General features: G+C 73.1%; 17 protein-coding genes. 11 read left to right on the top strand and 6 right to left on the bottom strand.

Annotation, left to right across the window (positions count from 1 at the left end):
* Nucleotides 1-15: 15 nt before the first annotated feature.
* From HLA93_RS16900 to HLA93_RS16885, 4 genes are all read left to right on the top strand, one after another.
* Nucleotides 16-237: a hypothetical protein gene (locus HLA93_RS16900; protein ID WP_222195598.1), complete on the top strand. Its 222-nt coding sequence runs from the start codon at nt 16-18 to the stop codon at nt 235-237.
* Nucleotides 238-882: 645 nt separating this feature from the next.
* On the top strand, nt 883-1,260 hold the full coding sequence (locus tag HLA93_RS16895) for a PadR family transcriptional regulator (RefSeq protein ID WP_222195597.1): 378 nt from the start codon (nt 883-885) through the stop codon (nt 1,258-1,260).
* Nucleotides 1,257-2,039 carry a hypothetical protein gene (locus HLA93_RS16890; RefSeq protein WP_222195596.1) on the top strand — a complete coding sequence of 261 codons (783 nt, stop codon included), beginning with the start codon at nt 1,257-1,259 and terminating at the stop codon, nt 2,037-2,039. Before HLA93_RS16895 ends, HLA93_RS16890 begins: the two co-directional genes overlap by 4 nt.
* A 505-nt stretch (nt 2,040-2,544) precedes the next feature.
* Nucleotides 2,545-3,168 carry a GPP34 family phosphoprotein gene (locus tag HLA93_RS16885; protein ID WP_222195595.1) on the top strand — a complete coding sequence of 208 codons (624 nt, stop codon included), beginning with the start codon at nt 2,545-2,547 and terminating at the stop codon, nt 3,166-3,168.
* A gap of 150 nt (nt 3,169-3,318) precedes the next feature.
* Here HLA93_RS16885 and HLA93_RS16880 read toward each other — a convergent pair whose 3' ends face one another.
* A complete protein-coding gene (locus HLA93_RS16880) occupies nt 3,319-4,923 on the bottom strand; it encodes a methyl-accepting chemotaxis protein (RefSeq protein WP_222195594.1) in 1,605 nt (534 codons plus the stop codon).
* A 155-nt stretch (nt 4,924-5,078) separates the two neighbouring features.
* Here HLA93_RS16880 and HLA93_RS16875 point away from each other — a divergent pair, with 155 nt between their 5' ends.
* Nucleotides 5,079-6,200, top strand: coding sequence for a class I SAM-dependent methyltransferase (locus HLA93_RS16875; RefSeq protein WP_222195593.1), 1,122 nt, complete (start codon nt 5,079-5,081; stop codon nt 6,198-6,200).
* Nucleotides 6,201-6,243: 43 nt separating this feature from the next.
* Nucleotides 6,244-7,350, top strand: coding sequence for a class I SAM-dependent methyltransferase (locus tag HLA93_RS16870; RefSeq protein WP_222195592.1), 1,107 nt, complete (start codon nt 6,244-6,246; stop codon nt 7,348-7,350).
* Here the strand turns inward: HLA93_RS16870 and HLA93_RS16865 are convergent.
* On the bottom strand, nt 7,332-7,880 hold the full coding sequence (locus HLA93_RS16865; protein ID WP_308128193.1) for a phosphoribosyltransferase: 549 nt from the start codon (nt 7,878-7,880) through the stop codon (nt 7,332-7,334). The genes HLA93_RS16870 and HLA93_RS16865 overlap by 19 nt on opposite strands.
* Before the next feature lie 180 nt (nt 7,881-8,060).
* Between HLA93_RS16865 and HLA93_RS16860 the strand changes: the two genes are divergently transcribed.
* Nucleotides 8,061-9,671, top strand: a complete 1,611-nt coding sequence (locus tag HLA93_RS16860; protein WP_222195591.1) for a methyl-accepting chemotaxis protein — start codon at nt 8,061-8,063, stop codon at nt 9,669-9,671.
* A 28-nt stretch (nt 9,672-9,699) separates the two neighbouring features.
* Here the strand turns inward: HLA93_RS16860 and uraD are convergent, their stop codons facing one another.
* Nucleotides 9,700-10,203, bottom strand: a complete 504-nt coding sequence (uraD, locus tag HLA93_RS16855; RefSeq protein ID WP_308128192.1) for a 2-oxo-4-hydroxy-4-carboxy-5-ureidoimidazoline decarboxylase — start codon at nt 10,201-10,203, stop codon at nt 9,700-9,702.
* 366 nt (nt 10,204-10,569) lie between these two features.
* Between uraD and HLA93_RS16850 the strand changes: the two genes are divergently transcribed.
* The 3 genes from HLA93_RS16850 (at nt 10,570) to HLA93_RS16840 (ending at nt 12,943) form a co-directional block, all read left to right on the top strand.
* Entirely contained in the window at nt 10,570-11,478 is a 909-nt protein-coding gene (locus HLA93_RS16850; protein WP_222195590.1) for a sensor histidine kinase, read from the top strand.
* Nucleotides 11,479-11,543: 65 nt separating this feature from the next.
* Nucleotides 11,544-12,410: an SDR family oxidoreductase gene (locus tag HLA93_RS16845; protein WP_222195589.1), complete on the top strand. Its 867-nt coding sequence runs from the start codon at nt 11,544-11,546 to the stop codon at nt 12,408-12,410.
* A complete protein-coding gene (locus HLA93_RS16840) occupies nt 12,407-12,943 on the top strand; it encodes a MarR family winged helix-turn-helix transcriptional regulator (RefSeq protein ID WP_308128191.1) in 537 nt (178 codons plus the stop codon). Before HLA93_RS16845 ends, HLA93_RS16840 begins: the two co-directional genes overlap by 4 nt.
* Before the next feature lie 34 nt (nt 12,944-12,977).
* Here the strand turns inward: HLA93_RS16840 and HLA93_RS16835 are convergent, their stop codons facing one another.
* Nucleotides 12,978-13,373 (bottom strand): STAS domain-containing protein, encoded by a 396-nt coding sequence (locus HLA93_RS16835; RefSeq protein WP_222195588.1) that lies wholly within the window; start codon nt 13,371-13,373, stop codon nt 12,978-12,980.
* Nucleotides 13,374-13,423: 50 nt separating this feature from the next.
* A complete protein-coding gene (locus HLA93_RS16830) occupies nt 13,424-13,951 on the bottom strand; it encodes an NUDIX domain-containing protein (RefSeq protein WP_222195587.1) in 528 nt (175 codons plus the stop codon).
* A gap of 42 nt (nt 13,952-13,993) precedes the next feature.
* Here HLA93_RS16830 and HLA93_RS16825 point away from each other — a divergent pair, with 42 nt between their 5' ends.
* Nucleotides 13,994-14,473: a J-domain-containing protein gene (locus tag HLA93_RS16825; protein ID WP_222195586.1), complete on the top strand. Its 480-nt coding sequence runs from the start codon at nt 13,994-13,996 to the stop codon at nt 14,471-14,473.
* Between the two features lie 4 nt (nt 14,474-14,477).
* On the opposite strand, the gene HLA93_RS16820 is transcribed toward HLA93_RS16825, so the two are convergent.
* Nucleotides 14,478-14,615, bottom strand: a complete 138-nt coding sequence (locus HLA93_RS16820) for a hypothetical protein (RefSeq protein WP_222195585.1) — start codon at nt 14,613-14,615, stop codon at nt 14,478-14,480.
* Nucleotides 14,616-14,642: the final 27 nt, after the last annotated feature.

Here is a 14,642-nt window from a genome sequence, read left to right as displayed (position 1 = left end):
GCGCCGCGACGATCTGTGCAGGGACTGCTCAGTTGGGCCGCGGAAGTGTGGGCGCTGGGCACCCCAAGCGACAGCGAGGTCCACGCCGAGATGACGGCCCGGGTGGCGACCCTGTCGCTCACGCCGGCGACCGTGCCGCCGGCCGAGGCCATCGAACGGCTGGGCAGGGCCGCTGCCGCTGTCCAGCCGAACAACGCGGAACCCGCGAAGGACCCTGCGGGCGACAGCGAGAGCTGACCTCGCACCGGGTCTGCCCAGCTGGCTGGTCCAGTCTCTGATCAAGGTCGTGGGCCTGCCGCCGGTGGAGGTGGCGCACATGTCCGGGGCTGAGGCACGCCTCGGGTGGAACGGGTTCATCGCCACCTCGCACTGACACAGCAGCGCGGCCCCGGGGGCATCGAAGGGAACGAAGCGCCGTCAGCGCAGGACCCGGTCCCCGTCATTCCGGCGGGCGTCCCCAGGATCCGCGGCGCTACGAGCTTGCGGCCATGAAACCCCGTTGACCGACCTGCGCAAACGCCTGACGAGTCAAGCCGCGCGCAGAGCGGCCAAGAAACGGGTGGTCCTGAACTGCAGTTTCGGAATCCGTTCCTGGTCACGCAAGGCAGGACGGCCGTTCTCCGCTGGTTGCTCTCGGCAGAACGGCCAGTGGCCGACCGGCCGGCCGCAGCAGGACGCGGCGCTCACCTTGGGCTGCTGGCGGCTCTGCATGCCGAGGACGCTGATGTACCGGTCAGCCCGCCAACGGGCGTTCGAGCTCTTGGGCGGCGTGGCGAGCTCGGACTTCGTTCGGACGGGCGGACGGTCACCGGCCTGAGACACGCAGGGGAGTTCGATCAGCAGCTACTAGACAGGCGCTCTGAGTAGAGGCACTATCAAGGCGTGCCGACCGGACCGCAGCCCAGCGAGTGGCTCCGCGGGGTCCTCGAGCTGTGCGTCTTGCGGGTCATGGCTGATGGGCCCACCTACGGCTATGCCATCGCCGGTCGGCTGGCCGACGCGGGCTTCGGCGACATCAAGGGCGGCACGCTCTACCCGCTGCTGGCCCGGCTGGAGAAGAACGAGTTGGTCGTCGTCGACTGGCGGACCGGTGACACCGGTCCGGGGCGCAAGTACTTCACCCTCACCGACGCCGGCCGCGCCGAGCTGGAGCACGGCATCACCCGGTGGGAGGCGTTCTCGGCCCGGGTCGGCGTCCACCTTGCCGCGGGCGGCGACGCCTTCGTCCACTCCACCCACTCATCGAGGAGTTCAGCATGAGCGAGTCCCCCGGCGTGCAGGCCGCACCGCAGGAGGTCTGGGAGCGTCCGTTCGTCCGGGCCCACCAGGCTTGGTGCAGTGCGTTCGTGCTCGAGCTGCGGCTGCGAGACGTCCCCGGTCCGGTGATCGGGGAGCGCCTGGGCGAGGTGGAGGGCCACTGCACGGAGACCGGTGAACCTCCATCGGCAGCGTTCGGTGATCCCATCGACTACGCCCGAGAGATCGATGCGGAGAGCTCTCCCGAGCGCGTGTCCGGGGTGTGGACCATCGCCGCCCTCGGTGCCGGTCAGGTGCTGGCCATGCTCGTCGGCACCGATGCGATCCGAAACTGGGTCAGTGGTGAGCCACTGACCTACAACCTGGTTCAGCTCGGTTGTCTCGCCGTGGTCGCGGCCGCGCTGCTGTGCCTACCTCGAGTGCTGCGCCCGCTGTTCGCGCGCCCTTGGGTGCTGGGCACCGCCCTCTTCGCCCTCTTCGCCGTGGTCACCGCGGCTGGTGTCGGAGCCGCAGCAGCCAGTGGAACTTCGTCAGCGATCGTTGTCCCGGTACCACCGGCAGTGATCGCGATCGGCCTCTTCGTGGTGGTGCTCGCCCTGTCCTGGCTCGAGTACCGCGAGCTGACTGGTGACTCCGCCGACGATCTCGTCACCTCCCCCCTCGCCCCTGAGCCGCGAGCGAACACGGCAGCCCAGCGATCAGGCTGGAGCGCCTTGGTGCCAGTCCTGATGATCCCCACCTATTACCTTGCGATGGGAATCGTCTCCTGGGTCTTCGGCTGAAGCACGTGAACCAGTCCGACGACGTGCCGCGTTGAGCCGACAGCGTTCCCTCGCCAGTTGTCAGACCGGTCTCGATCTGATCGCCTGCCGTCGCTGAGTCGCGCACGACGCGTGCCACCAGCCAGGGCGATACGCGCGAAGCGCCTCTCCATCACCCGCGGGCTCTCGAAGATCGACCCGGCTCTCCTGGCACATCGGGTGAGGCAATCGTGAACCGCACCCGCAGGGGCACCAGCGCTCGTCGTCCCGAGAACGGTCAGGTCTCGGGCAGTCCGTCAACGGGCTCCACGACCCGCAGGTCGTACAGCTCCCGGCCGGCGGTCACCTCCACCGCTGCGGGCGGCAAGCGGGAGTGGAGCGCTGACGGCGGAACGCCGCCGGAGGGCCCGTCCCGCTGATCAGCTCACGCGTTCGCGGTGGTGATGGAGCGCCCCGGCCTCCCCGGGCCTGGCCCGCACAGGCGCATGGCCAGTCGCTGGGCGTCCTGGGGTGTCAAGATCGCCGGATGGAGGTCCTGGAGACGGTCAGCGCGGGGCTGGCGGGCACCTGTGTGGACGAGCGAGGACGCCTCGTCGAGCACTTCCTGCTCGACTACGCCATTCGCGCAGCACTGGTCATCGACCTCGTCCGGCTGGAACGGCTCCACCACGACAGAGACGCCATACGTGTGGACACGGATCCGGTCGGTTGGGCACCGCTGGACGACGCTGCCCGGGCTCTGACCGAGCGGTCGCCGACCTTGGACTCGTGGATCCTCACCGGGTCCTCGGGCCAGCTCGTGGTGGTCGATGACCTGGTGAGAACTGGTGCGTGGATCCGGAGGGTGACCCCACTACGTCGACAACGCAGGTACAGAACGGGTCGGCCACGGGACAGGTGGGGTCGAACCGCCGAACGCCGTCTGATCCGTCCACTGGCGACGGCGCCAGCCTCGGAGCGGGATGCGGCGGTCTGGCTCCTGGCCAGAGCGGCTGGCCTCGGCGACGGTGAGTACGACGCGGACACAGGTCTCGAGCGCACCGGAGGAGCGCGATGGGCCTGTGAACTGGCGTGGCAGACCATCAGCCGAGAGCGGACGAAGAACCTGGATGCCTTCGGCGTCATGCGCGCTGGACGGATCACCGGCTGACACGCTCGGCGCCGGGTGGGTGCAGCGGCACCGACACCCCCGGGCGAGCTCGTCGTACGGGGGGTGTCGGCTGGTCCCGTCGGAGAACGTCTCGACGCTGATGAGACCAGCGCGGCGCGAGAGCGCTGTGAGGTGGTGACTCCACAGGCCTCACCAGCGGAAACGGCCCACCGCCCCGCGCAGGCCGGCGGCCATCCGGGCGAGCTCGGCCACCGCCGTCGTCGTCTGGGTCAGCGCCTGGGTGGTGGAGTCCGCGGCCTGGGAGACGCCGGTGATGTTCGCGGCGATCTCGTTCGAGCCGCCGGCCGCCTCGGTCACCGACCGGGCCATCTCCGCGGTGGTCGCGGTCTGCTCCTCCACGGCGCTGGCGATCGTCGACTGGTGGTCGCTGATCTGCCCGATGACGCCGCTGATCCCGTCGATGGCCGTGACGGCGCCGGCGGAGTCGGCCTGGATCGCCTCGACCCGGCGGACGATCTCCTCGGTGGCCCGGGCCGTCTGCTCGGCCAGCTCCTTGACCTCCCCGGCCACGACGGCGAAGCCCTTGCCGGCCTCGCCGGCCCGCGCTGCCTCGATGGTGGCGTTGAGCGCCAGCAGGTTGGTCTGCTCGGCGATCGAGGTGATCAGCTTGACGACGGTGTTCACCTCGCGGCTGGACTCGCCGAGAGCGGTGACGGTCGCGGTCGCCTCCTGTGCCTGGGCCACCGCCTGGGCGGCGACGCCGGCCGCGGCGTTGGCGCTGAGCGAGATCTCCCGGATCGAGGCGCCCATCTCCTCCGCGCCGGCAGAGACGGTGCTGACGCTGCGGGACACCTCCTCGGCGGCCGAGCTCACCACCTGGGACTGGGCGCTGGTCTCCTCGGCCGACGACGCGATCTGGGCCGCCGAGGCCGACAGCTCCTCCGCGGCCGCGGCCACGGCGTCGGCGGACGAGCCGACCTCGGCCATCACGCCGCGCATCGCGCCGGTCGCCTCGTCCAGCGCGGCGCTCATCCGGCCGAGCTCGTCCTTGCTGGTCAGCCCGGTGCTGCGGGTCAGGTCGCCCTGCGCCAGCCCCTCGGCCACGTACTGCACCGACCGGATGCCCCGGGTGATGACCGAGGCCACCAGCAGGCCGATGCCTGCCGCGACCGTCAACCCGACGCCCAGCACGACCAGGGCGATGGTGCGGTGGTGCTCGTAGGAAGTCTGGGCGCTGGCGGCCGCGGCCGCCGCCTCGCGGGTGTCGATGGCGCGCAGCTCGTCGAGGTCCTCGATCACCTCGGTGAGCAGCGGCTCCACCTCCTCGGCGCCCGGGGGCACCGCAGTGGTGACGCCCGCCGATGCGGCGGGGAGCAGCACGGTGCTGGTGAGGGCGTCGATCTGCGCCAGGTCGTCGGTCGCCTCGGCGACCAGGTCGTGCTCGTGCCCGGACGGGTGGTTCACCGCGTAGGCGCTCACCTGCTCCTGGTAGTCGGCGACCAGGGTGTGGACGTCGGACAGCGGCGGGGCGTGCGTGTCGACGGCGGTCGCCGCGCCGATCGCCAGCCGGATCTGCTCGACGTCGTCGATCATCAGGCCGATCTCCTCGATGCTGAGGACATTGTCGGCGTAGATGGCCTCGCTGGTGGCCGCCGAGTCGGCCAGCGCGGTCAGGCCGAGGCCGCCGATCACGGCGGCGACGGTGCCGGCGGCGGCCGTGGAGGCCAGCACCTTGATCCGCACGGGGCGGTCGGCGAACCACTGGGCGCCGGGCAGGCGCGCGGTGCGGGGCATGGGGGTCTCCCAGATGGGTGGTGCTCCGCCGCCCGTGGGGCCACGACCGGCAGGGTGCACATCGGCACCCCGGGGCCCTTTCCGGAACGAGATCACCCGATCAGGTGCACGGGGCGGTGACGGCGGTGCCGGGCCGGCCCGGCAGAGTGGTCCGCGTGGCCCCCGACGAACTGTTCGCCCAGCTCCGCCGCGACCCGGACGTCGACGCCCCCGAGCTCGTCGCGGTGGACGCCACTGACCGGCTGCTGCTGGACGAAGCCGCCGCGCTGATAGAGCAGCACCCGGACGGCGTGGTGGTGCTGGACGACTCGCACGGCGCGCTGACCCTGGGGGTGGTTGCACTGCACGGCGCGGTGCAGCCGCGCGTGCACCAGGACCTGCGGGTCGGCGAGCTTGCCCTGGCCGCCAACGCCGAGCGCACCGGGCACGCCGGCAGCTACCGCTCGCTGCCGCTGGGCCCGGATCTGGTGCGCGGCGCCCGCGTCGTGCTGGCCCAGGCGCCGAAGGGGCTGGACGCGCTGCGGGAGCTCGCCGAGGTGGTCGCCGCGGACGCCGACCCCGACGTCACACTCCTCGTCGGCGGCCGGGTCAAGCACATGACGCACGCCATGAACGACGTCCTGGGGAACTCGTTCACCGACGTGCACGCCACCCGCGGCCGGCAGAAGTCCCGCCTGCTGGTCGCCCGCGGCCCGCGACCGGGGCCGTCGTCCTTCCCGGTCTGCCGGGAGCACGCGGACCTGGGGCTGACCGTCTGCGCGCACGGCGCGGCCTTCGCCGGCGCCAAGGTCGACCGCGGCACCCGCGCCCTGCTCGGGGTGCTGCCCGGCGCCGTCCCGGACGCCGGGACGGCGCTGGACCTCGGCTGCGGCACCGGCGTGCTCGCGGCGGCGCTGGCCGCCGCCCGGCCGGAGCTGGCGGTGACCGCCTCGGACCAGTCGGCCGCGGCCTGCGCGTCGGCCCAGGCGACCGTGGCCGCCAACGGGCTCACCGGCCGGGTCACCGTCACCCGGGACGACGCGGCGAGCAGCGTCCCCGACGGCAGCATCGACCTGGTCGTCTGCAACCCGCCGTTCCACCTGGGCGCCGCGGTGCACGCCGCGGCCGCGGAACGGCTGTTCGCCGCCGCCGCCCGCGTGCTGCGGCCGGGTGGGGAGCTGTGGTGCGTCTACAACAGCCACCTGCCGCACCGGGACACCCTGCGCCGGGTCGTCGGACCCACCCGTCAGGTGACCCGCGACCCCACGTTCACGGTCACGGCCAGCACGCGGCGCTGAACCCCCTGGTGGTGTCGCCCCGGTCCGAGGACCGTGCAGGGGCATGACATCGACACCAGTGCCCCAACAGGACGAGCTCCCCGACCGCTTGCTCAGCGCGCTGCTGGGTGCCTACGAGGTGGCCGCCGTCGCGCTCGGTGACCGGCTGGGCTGGTACCGGTGCCTGGCCGAGGGTGGCCCGGCGACCGCGGCCGAGCTCGCCGCCCGCACCGACAGCGACGCCCGCTACGCCCGGGAGTGGCTGGAGCACCAGGCGGTCTCCGGCTACCTCGACGTCGACGACGTCCGCGCCGACCCGGCGGCGCGCCGCTACGCCCTGACCGACGCGGGCCGGGCCGTGCTCGTCGACGACCTGGACTCCGGCCACATGACGCCGCTGGCCCGCTTCACCTCCGCCGTCGTCCGCGGTGTCCCGACCCTCGCCGAGGTGTACCGAGGGCGGCGCACCCTCTCCTGGGCCGACCTCGGTGACGAGGTCCGTGACGCCCAGGCCGCTGCCAACCGGCCGCTGTTCCTCGGCCAGCTGGTCGACGACCTGCTGCCCGCGGTGCCCGGTCTGGACGCCGCACTCTCCGCGGGGGGCCGGGTGGCCGACATCGGCTGCGGGCACGGCTGGTCGGCGATCGGCATCGCGCGGCGGTGGCCGCAGGCGCGGGTGGACGGCTTCGACGTCGACCCGCCGTCCGTCGCCCGGGCCCACGAGCACGCCCTGGCGGCCGGCGTGGCGGACCGGGTCTCCTTCCGGACCGACGACGTCGCTGCCCTGGTCGACGACCCGGACGGCCCCGGACAGCTCGACGCGGCCTTCGACCTGGTCGCGGCGTTCGAGTGCGTCCACGACCTGCCCCAGCCGGTGCCGGTGCTCCGGGCGATGCGCCGGATGGTCCGCCCCGGCGGCACGGTGCTGGTCATGGACGAGGCGGTCGCCGAGGAGTTCACCGTCCCCGGCAGCGAGGTCGAGCGGCTGATGTACGGCTACAGCCTGTTCTGCTGCCTGCCCGACGGCCGTGCGCACGAGCCCTCGGTGGCCACCGGGACGGTGATGCGGCCGGCGACCCTCCGGGCGTACGCCCGTGACGCCGGGTTCGCCGAGGTCGAGGTGCTGCCGCTGGAGAACGACTTCTTCCGCTTCTACCGGTTGGTGGCCTGACCCCGCTGGCCCCTGCCGGAGCTGGCGGAGGAGGGCGTCCGCTCGGTCGCAGCGAGGCCCTTCGTGACCGGAGGGAGGGTCGACCAGGGGAAGTCGATCCAGGCGTCGGTCTGCTTCCAGGCGTAGTCGCACCGGACCAGCGATCGCGGCTTCTCGTAGACCACGGCGGTGCGCACCTCGGTGACGTGGCCGGCGCAGAAGTCCTTCACCAGCTCCAAGGTCTTGCCGGTGTCGGCGACGTCGTCGGCGATGAGCACCCGGGCTCCGGTCAGGTCGACGACGTCGAGCGTCGGTGGCAGCACCACCGGCAGCTCCAGCCGCTCGTCGACGCCGGTGTAGAACTCGACGTTCATCACGAAGAGGTTCTTCACGTCCAACGCGTAGCCCAGCGCGCCGCCGAGGAACAGCCCGCCCCGGGCGATCGACAGGACGATGTCCGGTTCGAAGCCGCTGTCGGCCACCTGCTGGGCGAGCTCCCGGGCCGCCCGGCCGAAGTCCTCGTAGGTCAGGGTCTCCCGCTCGTCGCTCACGCGCCGATCCTGGCAGGCCGGAAGGTCGCGCGAGTCAACTTGTGACGCACAAGACGGACGTGGCCGGCCTGGCGTCCCGGTGTTGCGATCACGTTGTGATAGCGGTCTCGGCTGCACTCCGCCGCCGACCGGTCGAGAACCCAGGTACGGCATCGAGGCCGTCCACGACGGGAGCACGGCATGGGCACACGACTGCAGGACGTCCTCACCGGCGGGGGGCTGCGCGGCATCCGGATCAGCACCCGGCTCCTGGCACTGGTGCTCGTGGCGGTGCTCGGCATGGCGACCATCGCGGTGATCGGGGCCCTGCAGGTGCGCCAGACCATCGAGGAGGAGCAGCGCAACGAGGCGCGCTCCGCGGTCGAGGCCGTGCTCGGGGTCGTCGCGTTCTACGGCGATCAGGAGTCGAGCGGTGCCCTGACGCGCGACCAGGCGCAGGCCCAGGCGAAGACGGCGCTGAGCGGGCTGCGGTACTCCGGGGAGGAGTACTTCTGGGTCAACGACATGGGCCCCACGATGGTCATGCACCCGATCAAGCCGGAGATGGACGGCACCGACCTCACCGGCAACACCGACCCGACCGGCAAGGCGCTGTTCGTGGAGATGGTGCAGGTCGTCGAGCGTGACGGGAGCGGCTTCGTCGAGTACATGTGGCCCAAGCCCGGCGAGGACGAGCCGCAGGCGAAGGTCTCCTTCGTCGCGGGCTACGAGCCCTGGGGCTGGGTCGTCGGCTCCGGTCTCTACGTCACCGACCTCAACGGCGCGTTCCTCGAGCACCTGCTCGCCATGGCCCTGTGGGTGGCGCCGGTCGTCCTGGTCATCGTCGCCATCTCGCTGCTCGTCTCGCGCAGCGTCACCCGCCCGCTGCGCCGGATGACCGGCGTGCTGGCCACCGGTGACCTGCGCGAGCGGCTGGACACCGGCAGCGGGCGCAACGAGCTGGACCAGCTCTCCGCCGCGCTGAACACCACCCTCGACCGGGTCTCCGACGTGGTCACCGAGGTGGCCCAGGCCTCCCAGCTGCTGGAGGGGGCGGCGCAGACGCTGTCGCACACCGGGACGACGATCGCCGGCGCGGCCGAGCGGTCCACCGCGCAGGCCGACGGGGTCACCGCGGCCGCCAAGGAGGTCAGCAGCTCGATCGACGCCGTCGCCACCGGAGCGGAGGAGATGGGCGCCTCGATCCGGGAGATCGCCCACAACGCCGCCGAGGCCGCCCGGGTCGCCGGCAGCGCAGTGACGGCCGCGGAGAGCGCCAACCAGACGGTGGCGCGGCTCGGCGAGTCCTCGGTGGAGATCGGCAACGTGGTCAAGGTGATCACCTCGATCGCCGAGCAGACCAACCTGCTGGCGCTCAACGCCACCATCGAGGCGGCGCGGGCCGGCGAGGCGGGCAAGGGGTTCGCCGTGGTCGCGAACGAGGTCAAGGAGCTGGCGCAGGAGACGGCGAAGGCCACCGAGGACATCGCCCGGCGGGTCGAGGCGATCCAGGCCGACACCGACAGCGCCGTGGGGGCGATCGGTGGGGTGACCTCGGTGATCGCCCAGATCAACGACTACCAGACGACGATCGCCTCGGCGGTCGAGGAGCAGACGGCCACGACCAACGAGATGAGCCGGGCCATCGCCGAGGCCGCGCGGAGCGGGCGGTCGATCGCCCAGACGGTGGCGGAGGTCGCCCAGGCGGCACAGGAGACGCACGCCGGTGTGGCGGGGATGCAGTCGGCCACCGGCGACCTGGTCCAGATGTCCGAGGGCCTGCAGCGCTCCGTGGACGCCTTCCAGCAGTGACCGACCGGCCGGACGCCGACGGGCGCGGTCAGGCCAGCAGTCCCCGGACGCGCAGCGCGGTGATCCGTGCCAGCTCCTCGGTCACCTCGGCCCGCTCCGCCTCCGGCGAGTTGGCCAGCCGGCGGTGCAGCTCGGCGAGCATCTCCTCGGCCGACCGGTCTGCGGCCCGGACCAGGAAGAGCTGGTCGAAGCGCTCCTCGTAGTCCCGGTTGCCGTCGGCCATCGCAGCCCGCACGGAGTCCGAGGCCGTGGTCATCCCGCTCTGCTCGTCGCGCGACGCCATCGCCTCGGGCGAGCTGCCCTGCATGCGGTGGCCCAGTCGGGGATGCGCAGTCAGCGCGGCAGCCACCTCGGGCCAGGGCAACGCGCGGCTGACCTCCTCGGCCCGGGCGACGAGGGTGTCGGCCGAGTCGTAGGGGCGGCCGGCGGCGACCGTTGCGGCGAAGGACGGGGCGGCGTTGCAGCCGCGCAGCCGCTCCTCCACGCGGTCCACCGGCTCGGCGTTGAAGTGGTCCAGCGGGGAGTCGGCCACGGTGGACAGGATGCCAGCCCCCGATCCCCGGGGCGCCGCCCGACGAGCGGGAGGGTCGGCTCCCACCTGCCGACGACCACCCGGCGGTCGCGCGCGTTCCTGACTTCTCGCGTCGGCCCGGGTGCACAGCGTTCCGATGCGACGCGGTTCACCCGATCGTGGGGGTCAGGATCGGACGTCCGGTTGCCGAGAGTGGGGGTAGGTGTTTGAGAATGCCACCAGTTCTGTGAGTCCCGCCGTCCCTCGCGAGGTGCTGTGTCCCTGCTCGGAGCTCATCCCACACGCTCGTCGCAGCGTGCCCGGGTTGATGCCGGCGGGCCGTCCCTCCCGATCGGCCCGAGCAACGCCCACGGGCACACCGCGGTGGTGGTCGAGTCGACCGACGAGCTGCTCGCCGTCGCCGTGCCCTACCTGGAGGACGGGTTGCGGGCCGGGGACCTCACCGTGCTGTCCTGCGACCCCGAGACGACCGGGCTGCTGCGCGCCGAGCTCCGCGCCGGGGACGCGCTGGTCAGTGACCCCCGGGTCTCGTTGCGGGGCGCCCGCCCGCCGGACGCCTTCGGCGTCACCCGCTCACTCGTGGAGCAGGCCCAGCGGAGCCGCACTGGCCGGATGCGGCTGTTCGGTCAGCCGCTCGTCGGCAGCGCCCCGCGCGACTGGCGGGAGACGGCCCGGTACGAGGCGGTGGCCAACATCGCCGTCGGCGACCTGCCGATGGACGCGCTCTGCTGCTACGACGCCTCAGCTGTCCCGGCCGAGGTGCTCGAGTCCGTCCGCCGGACGCACCCGCAGGTGCTGCGGGGCGGCGTGGTGACGCCGAACCTGGAGTTCCGGCGGCCGGATCGCTTCCTGCGGGAGCTGCCGCTGCCGCGGGAGTCGATGGAGGCAGGCCCGCCGGTCTACGCCGTCGACGGCGCGCCCACGCTGGCCGACCTGCGGCACCAGCTGGCCGCGGTGCTGGCCGGCCAGGTGCCCGACCGTGAGCAGCGCCAGGACATGCACCTGGCGGTGAGCGAGATCGCCGCCAACGCCTTCCGGCACGGCAGGCCGCCGGTGTCGGCGCGGGTGTGGGCCTCGGCCGACTGGGTGGTCTGCACGATCACCGACAGCGGTCGCGGGCTGGTCGACCCGCTGGCCGGTTTCCGGCCGGCACACGGCGACGACCTCTCGCGCGGTGGGATGGGGCTGTGGCTGGCCCGCAAGCTGTGGGACCACGTCGACCTGCTGACCGGCCCGCAGGGCTTCACCGTCCGGTTGAGCACGCCGCTGCGCTGAGCGGCGCTCACCCGGAGAGGGCACGGCGACGACCCGGAACGGTCTCTCAGACCTAAGGTGTCGGTGTGATCGTGGTGACGGCCGCCGGGGGCCAGACGGGGACCGCCGTCGTGCGGGCACTCCGAGCCCGCGGCGAGCAGGTGCGGGCCGTGGTCTCCCGGCGGGGCCCCCGCCCGGACCTGACCGAGCTCGGTGCCGAGGTCGTCGTCGCCGAGCTGACCCAGCCGATGGCCTGGTCGAAGGTCCTGGCCGGCGCCGACGCGATGTACCTGATCTGGCCCAACTTCGACCCCGACGAGGCGGAGGGTGCCCCAGCCCTGTTCGCCGAGGCCCGGCGGGCCGGGCTGCCGCGGCTGGTCTACCACTCGGTGCTCCGTCCGCAGCTGCGCGTGATGCCCCACCACGCCGCCAAGGACCAGGCCGAGGAGGCGCTGGACGCCAGTGGCCTGCGGTCGTGGCGCGTGCTGCAGCCCTGCGCCTACGCGGAGAACATCGACACCCAGCTGGAGGCGGTGCAGGCCAGCGGGGTGCTGCGCAGCTACTGGGGCCTGAAGGCGGCGCAGTCGCTGGTCGACCTGCGCGACGTCGCCGAGGCCGCCGCGGTGCTGCTGACCGAGGACGGCCTGGACGCCGGCACCTTCGAGGCCGCCGGGCCCGAGGCGCTCACCGCCCCGGAGATCGCCGAGCGGATCGCCGCCCGGCTGGGCGAGCCGGTGGAGGCCGACGACGTCATCCCCGGCGGGGAGGTGCCCACCTCCTTCGCCGGCCGCTGCCGGCGCACCATGTTCGACCACTACCGAGCGCACGGGTTCACCGGCAGCCCCCGGGTGCTCACCGACCTGCTCGGCCGGCCGCCCCGCACCTTCGCCGACCACCTGGCCGACCTCGACCTCACCCACCTCGGGGTGGCCTCTCCCGGGGCGCCTGCGTGAGCGAGCAGGTGGTGTCCACCGGCGACGCGATGGACGTGATCCTGGACCAGTGGGCCCGGGAGCGGCCGGACCTGGACTGCTCGCCGATGGGCGTGATCGGCCGGGTCAGCCAGCTGCAGCGCGAGGTCTTCCTCGCCCAGCGGGCCACCTTCGCCCGGCACGGCCTCGACGCGCCGTCCTTCGACGTCCTCGCCGCGCTGCGCCGGGCCGGCGCGCCCTACCAGCTGACCCCCACCGCGCTGATGCGCACCGCGCTGGTCACCTCCGGGGCGATCACCCAGCGGCTGGACCGGCTCGAGGAGAAGGGCCTGATCACCCGCGGGCGCAGCGACGCCGACGGCCGGGCCGTCGTGGTCACCCTGACCGACGCCGGCCGGACGGCGCTGGACGCCGCGCTCCCGGACCACCTGGACACCGAGCACGGCATGCTGGCCGGGCTGTCCGCGGAGGAGCGGGAGCAGCTGGCCGGGCTGCTGCGCCGCTGGCTGATCACGCTGGGCCGGGTCCCCGGCGGCACCCCCGACCCCAGCTGACGGACCCTGTCCGCCACGGTCGTCCGAGCGGCGGTCAGCGGTGCTCGGCGCCGGGGTGCATGCCCTCGTGCACGTCCTCCGGGTGGCCCTCGCGGCGGTCGACGATGGTGAACCGGCGCCACAGGCCGGACAGCTGCAGCGGCCGGGCCACCGCGGCGCTCTGCACCGTCAGGGTCAGCTCGATGCCGCGCGGCTCGGCCATCTTCTGCAGCTGCACCAGGGCCGACATCCCGGCGGAGTTCATGAAGGTGACCCCGCAGGTGTCCAGCTGCACCTGGCGCAGCTGGGCGTTGCCGAGCATCAGGTCGGTCATCACGCGGACCAGCGGACGACGGGCGTCCTCGGTCAGCTCGCCGACGAGCTGGATCTCCGCTGACGTGTCGTCCTGGGCGGTGACCGTGACCTCGGCGCTGTGATCGGGCTCGTCCATGCCGTTCCCCTTCCCGGATGTGGGCCGGTTCACTCCTGGACGCGCCAGGCTCAGCTCCGGTCGAGCAGCAACAGGCTGAGCGCGGCCAGTGACGGCCCGTCGGTGAACCGCCCGTCGCCGATCATCGCCCGCAGCTCGGCCTCGGTCACGAAGGCGCTGACCATGTCCGCCTCGGACGCCTCCCGGGCGGTGGGGCCGGCGGTCAGGTCGGTGGCCAGCCAGACGTCGAACTCCTGGGTGGCCAGCCCCGGGGCGAGGTCCAGGTGGCCGAGGTGGCGCAGCGTGCCGGCCCGCAGCCCGGTCTCCTCGGCGAGCTCGGCGCGGGCCAGCTCCTCCGCCGACCCGCCCGCACCGGCCGGCCAGGTGCCCTGCGGGAACTCCCAGGAGCGCCGGCCCAGCGGGTGGCGGTACTGCTCGACCAGCCAGAACCCGTCCTCGGCGGCGGGGATGACGAGACCGAAGTCGGGGCGTTCCACCACGGAGTAGATGCCCGGCGACCCGTCGTCCAGCTCGATCGCGTCCTCGCGCAGCCGGATCCAGGGGTTCCGGTAGACCTCACGGGTGCTCGTCGTCCGCATGGGGCAGAGACTGGCAGACGGCGCACGTGGAGGAGGACGCCGATGACGGAACGCAAGCCCGAGGGGATGACCTTCGAGAGCTGGGTCGAGCACCAGATCGTCCAGGCCCGGGAGCGCGGCGACCTGGAGGGGCTGGCCGGCGCGGGCAAGCCGCTGCCCCGGCGGGACCGGGAGAAGAGCAGCTACGAGTGGGCGCTGGAGTGGGCCAAGCGGGAAGAGGCCGACGTCGCGGCGATGCTGCCCACCGGCCTGGCCCTGCGCAAGGAACGCGAGGAGCTGCCCGCCCGGGTCGCCCGGCAGCCCACCGAGGAGCTGGCCCGCGCGGTGGTCGAGGCGCACGTCGCCCGGGTCGACCAGTACTACCGCCGGCCGGTCGACGGGCCGTGGGTGCCGGTCGGCATGCCGGACGTCGAGGAGGTGGTCGCCGAGTGGCGCCGCACCCGGCCGGCCGTCGTCCCCGAGCCGGAGGTGCCTGCCCCGGCACCTGCCCGCCGCCGATGGCTCCGGCGGCGGGCGGCCTGACCCCTCAGTCCTGCTCGTCCGGCCGGTCCTCCGGGTCGTCGGCGTGCCGGGCCTGCAGCTCACGGGTGGCCATGCCCCCGGTCCCGCCCTCGTCGTACTGGCCGGGGTGCAGGTTGGGGCCGTCGTTCTCGTTCTCGGTCATCGGTGTGCAGCCTGCCTCGACCCGCCG

Origin of the sequence: Modestobacter italicus (genome assembly GCF_019799965.1) — a bacterium.
Classification (GTDB): Bacteria; Actinomycetota; Actinomycetes; order Mycobacteriales; family Geodermatophilaceae; genus Modestobacter; species Modestobacter italicus_A.
This window is presented reverse-complemented; position numbering and strand designations above follow the sequence as displayed.

Coding starts and splice junctions, on each gene's coding strand:
- HLA93_RS16890 (WP_222195596.1), top strand. CDS start 1,257: ATGAGCGAGTCCCCCGGCGTGCAGGCCGCACCGCAGGAGGTCTGGGAG.
- HLA93_RS16885 (WP_222195595.1), top strand. CDS start 2,545: ATGGAGGTCCTGGAGACGGTCAGCGCGGGGCTGGCGGGCACCTGTGTG.
- HLA93_RS16880 (WP_222195594.1), bottom strand. CDS start 4,923: ATGCCCCGCACCGCGCGCCTGCCCGGCGCCCAGTGGTTCGCCGACCGC.
- HLA93_RS16870 (WP_222195592.1), top strand. CDS start 6,244: ATGACATCGACACCAGTGCCCCAACAGGACGAGCTCCCCGACCGCTTG.
- HLA93_RS16860 (WP_222195591.1), top strand. CDS start 8,061: ATGGGCACACGACTGCAGGACGTCCTCACCGGCGGGGGGCTGCGCGGC.
- HLA93_RS16835 (WP_222195588.1), bottom strand. CDS start 13,373: ATGGACGAGCCCGATCACAGCGCCGAGGTCACGGTCACCGCCCAGGAC.
- HLA93_RS16830 (WP_222195587.1), bottom strand. CDS start 13,951: ATGCGGACGACGAGCACCCGTGAGGTCTACCGGAACCCCTGGATCCGG.
- HLA93_RS16825 (WP_222195586.1), top strand. CDS start 13,994: ATGACGGAACGCAAGCCCGAGGGGATGACCTTCGAGAGCTGGGTCGAG.
- HLA93_RS16820 (WP_222195585.1), bottom strand. CDS start 14,615: ATGACCGAGAACGAGAACGACGGCCCCAACCTGCACCCCGGCCAGTAC.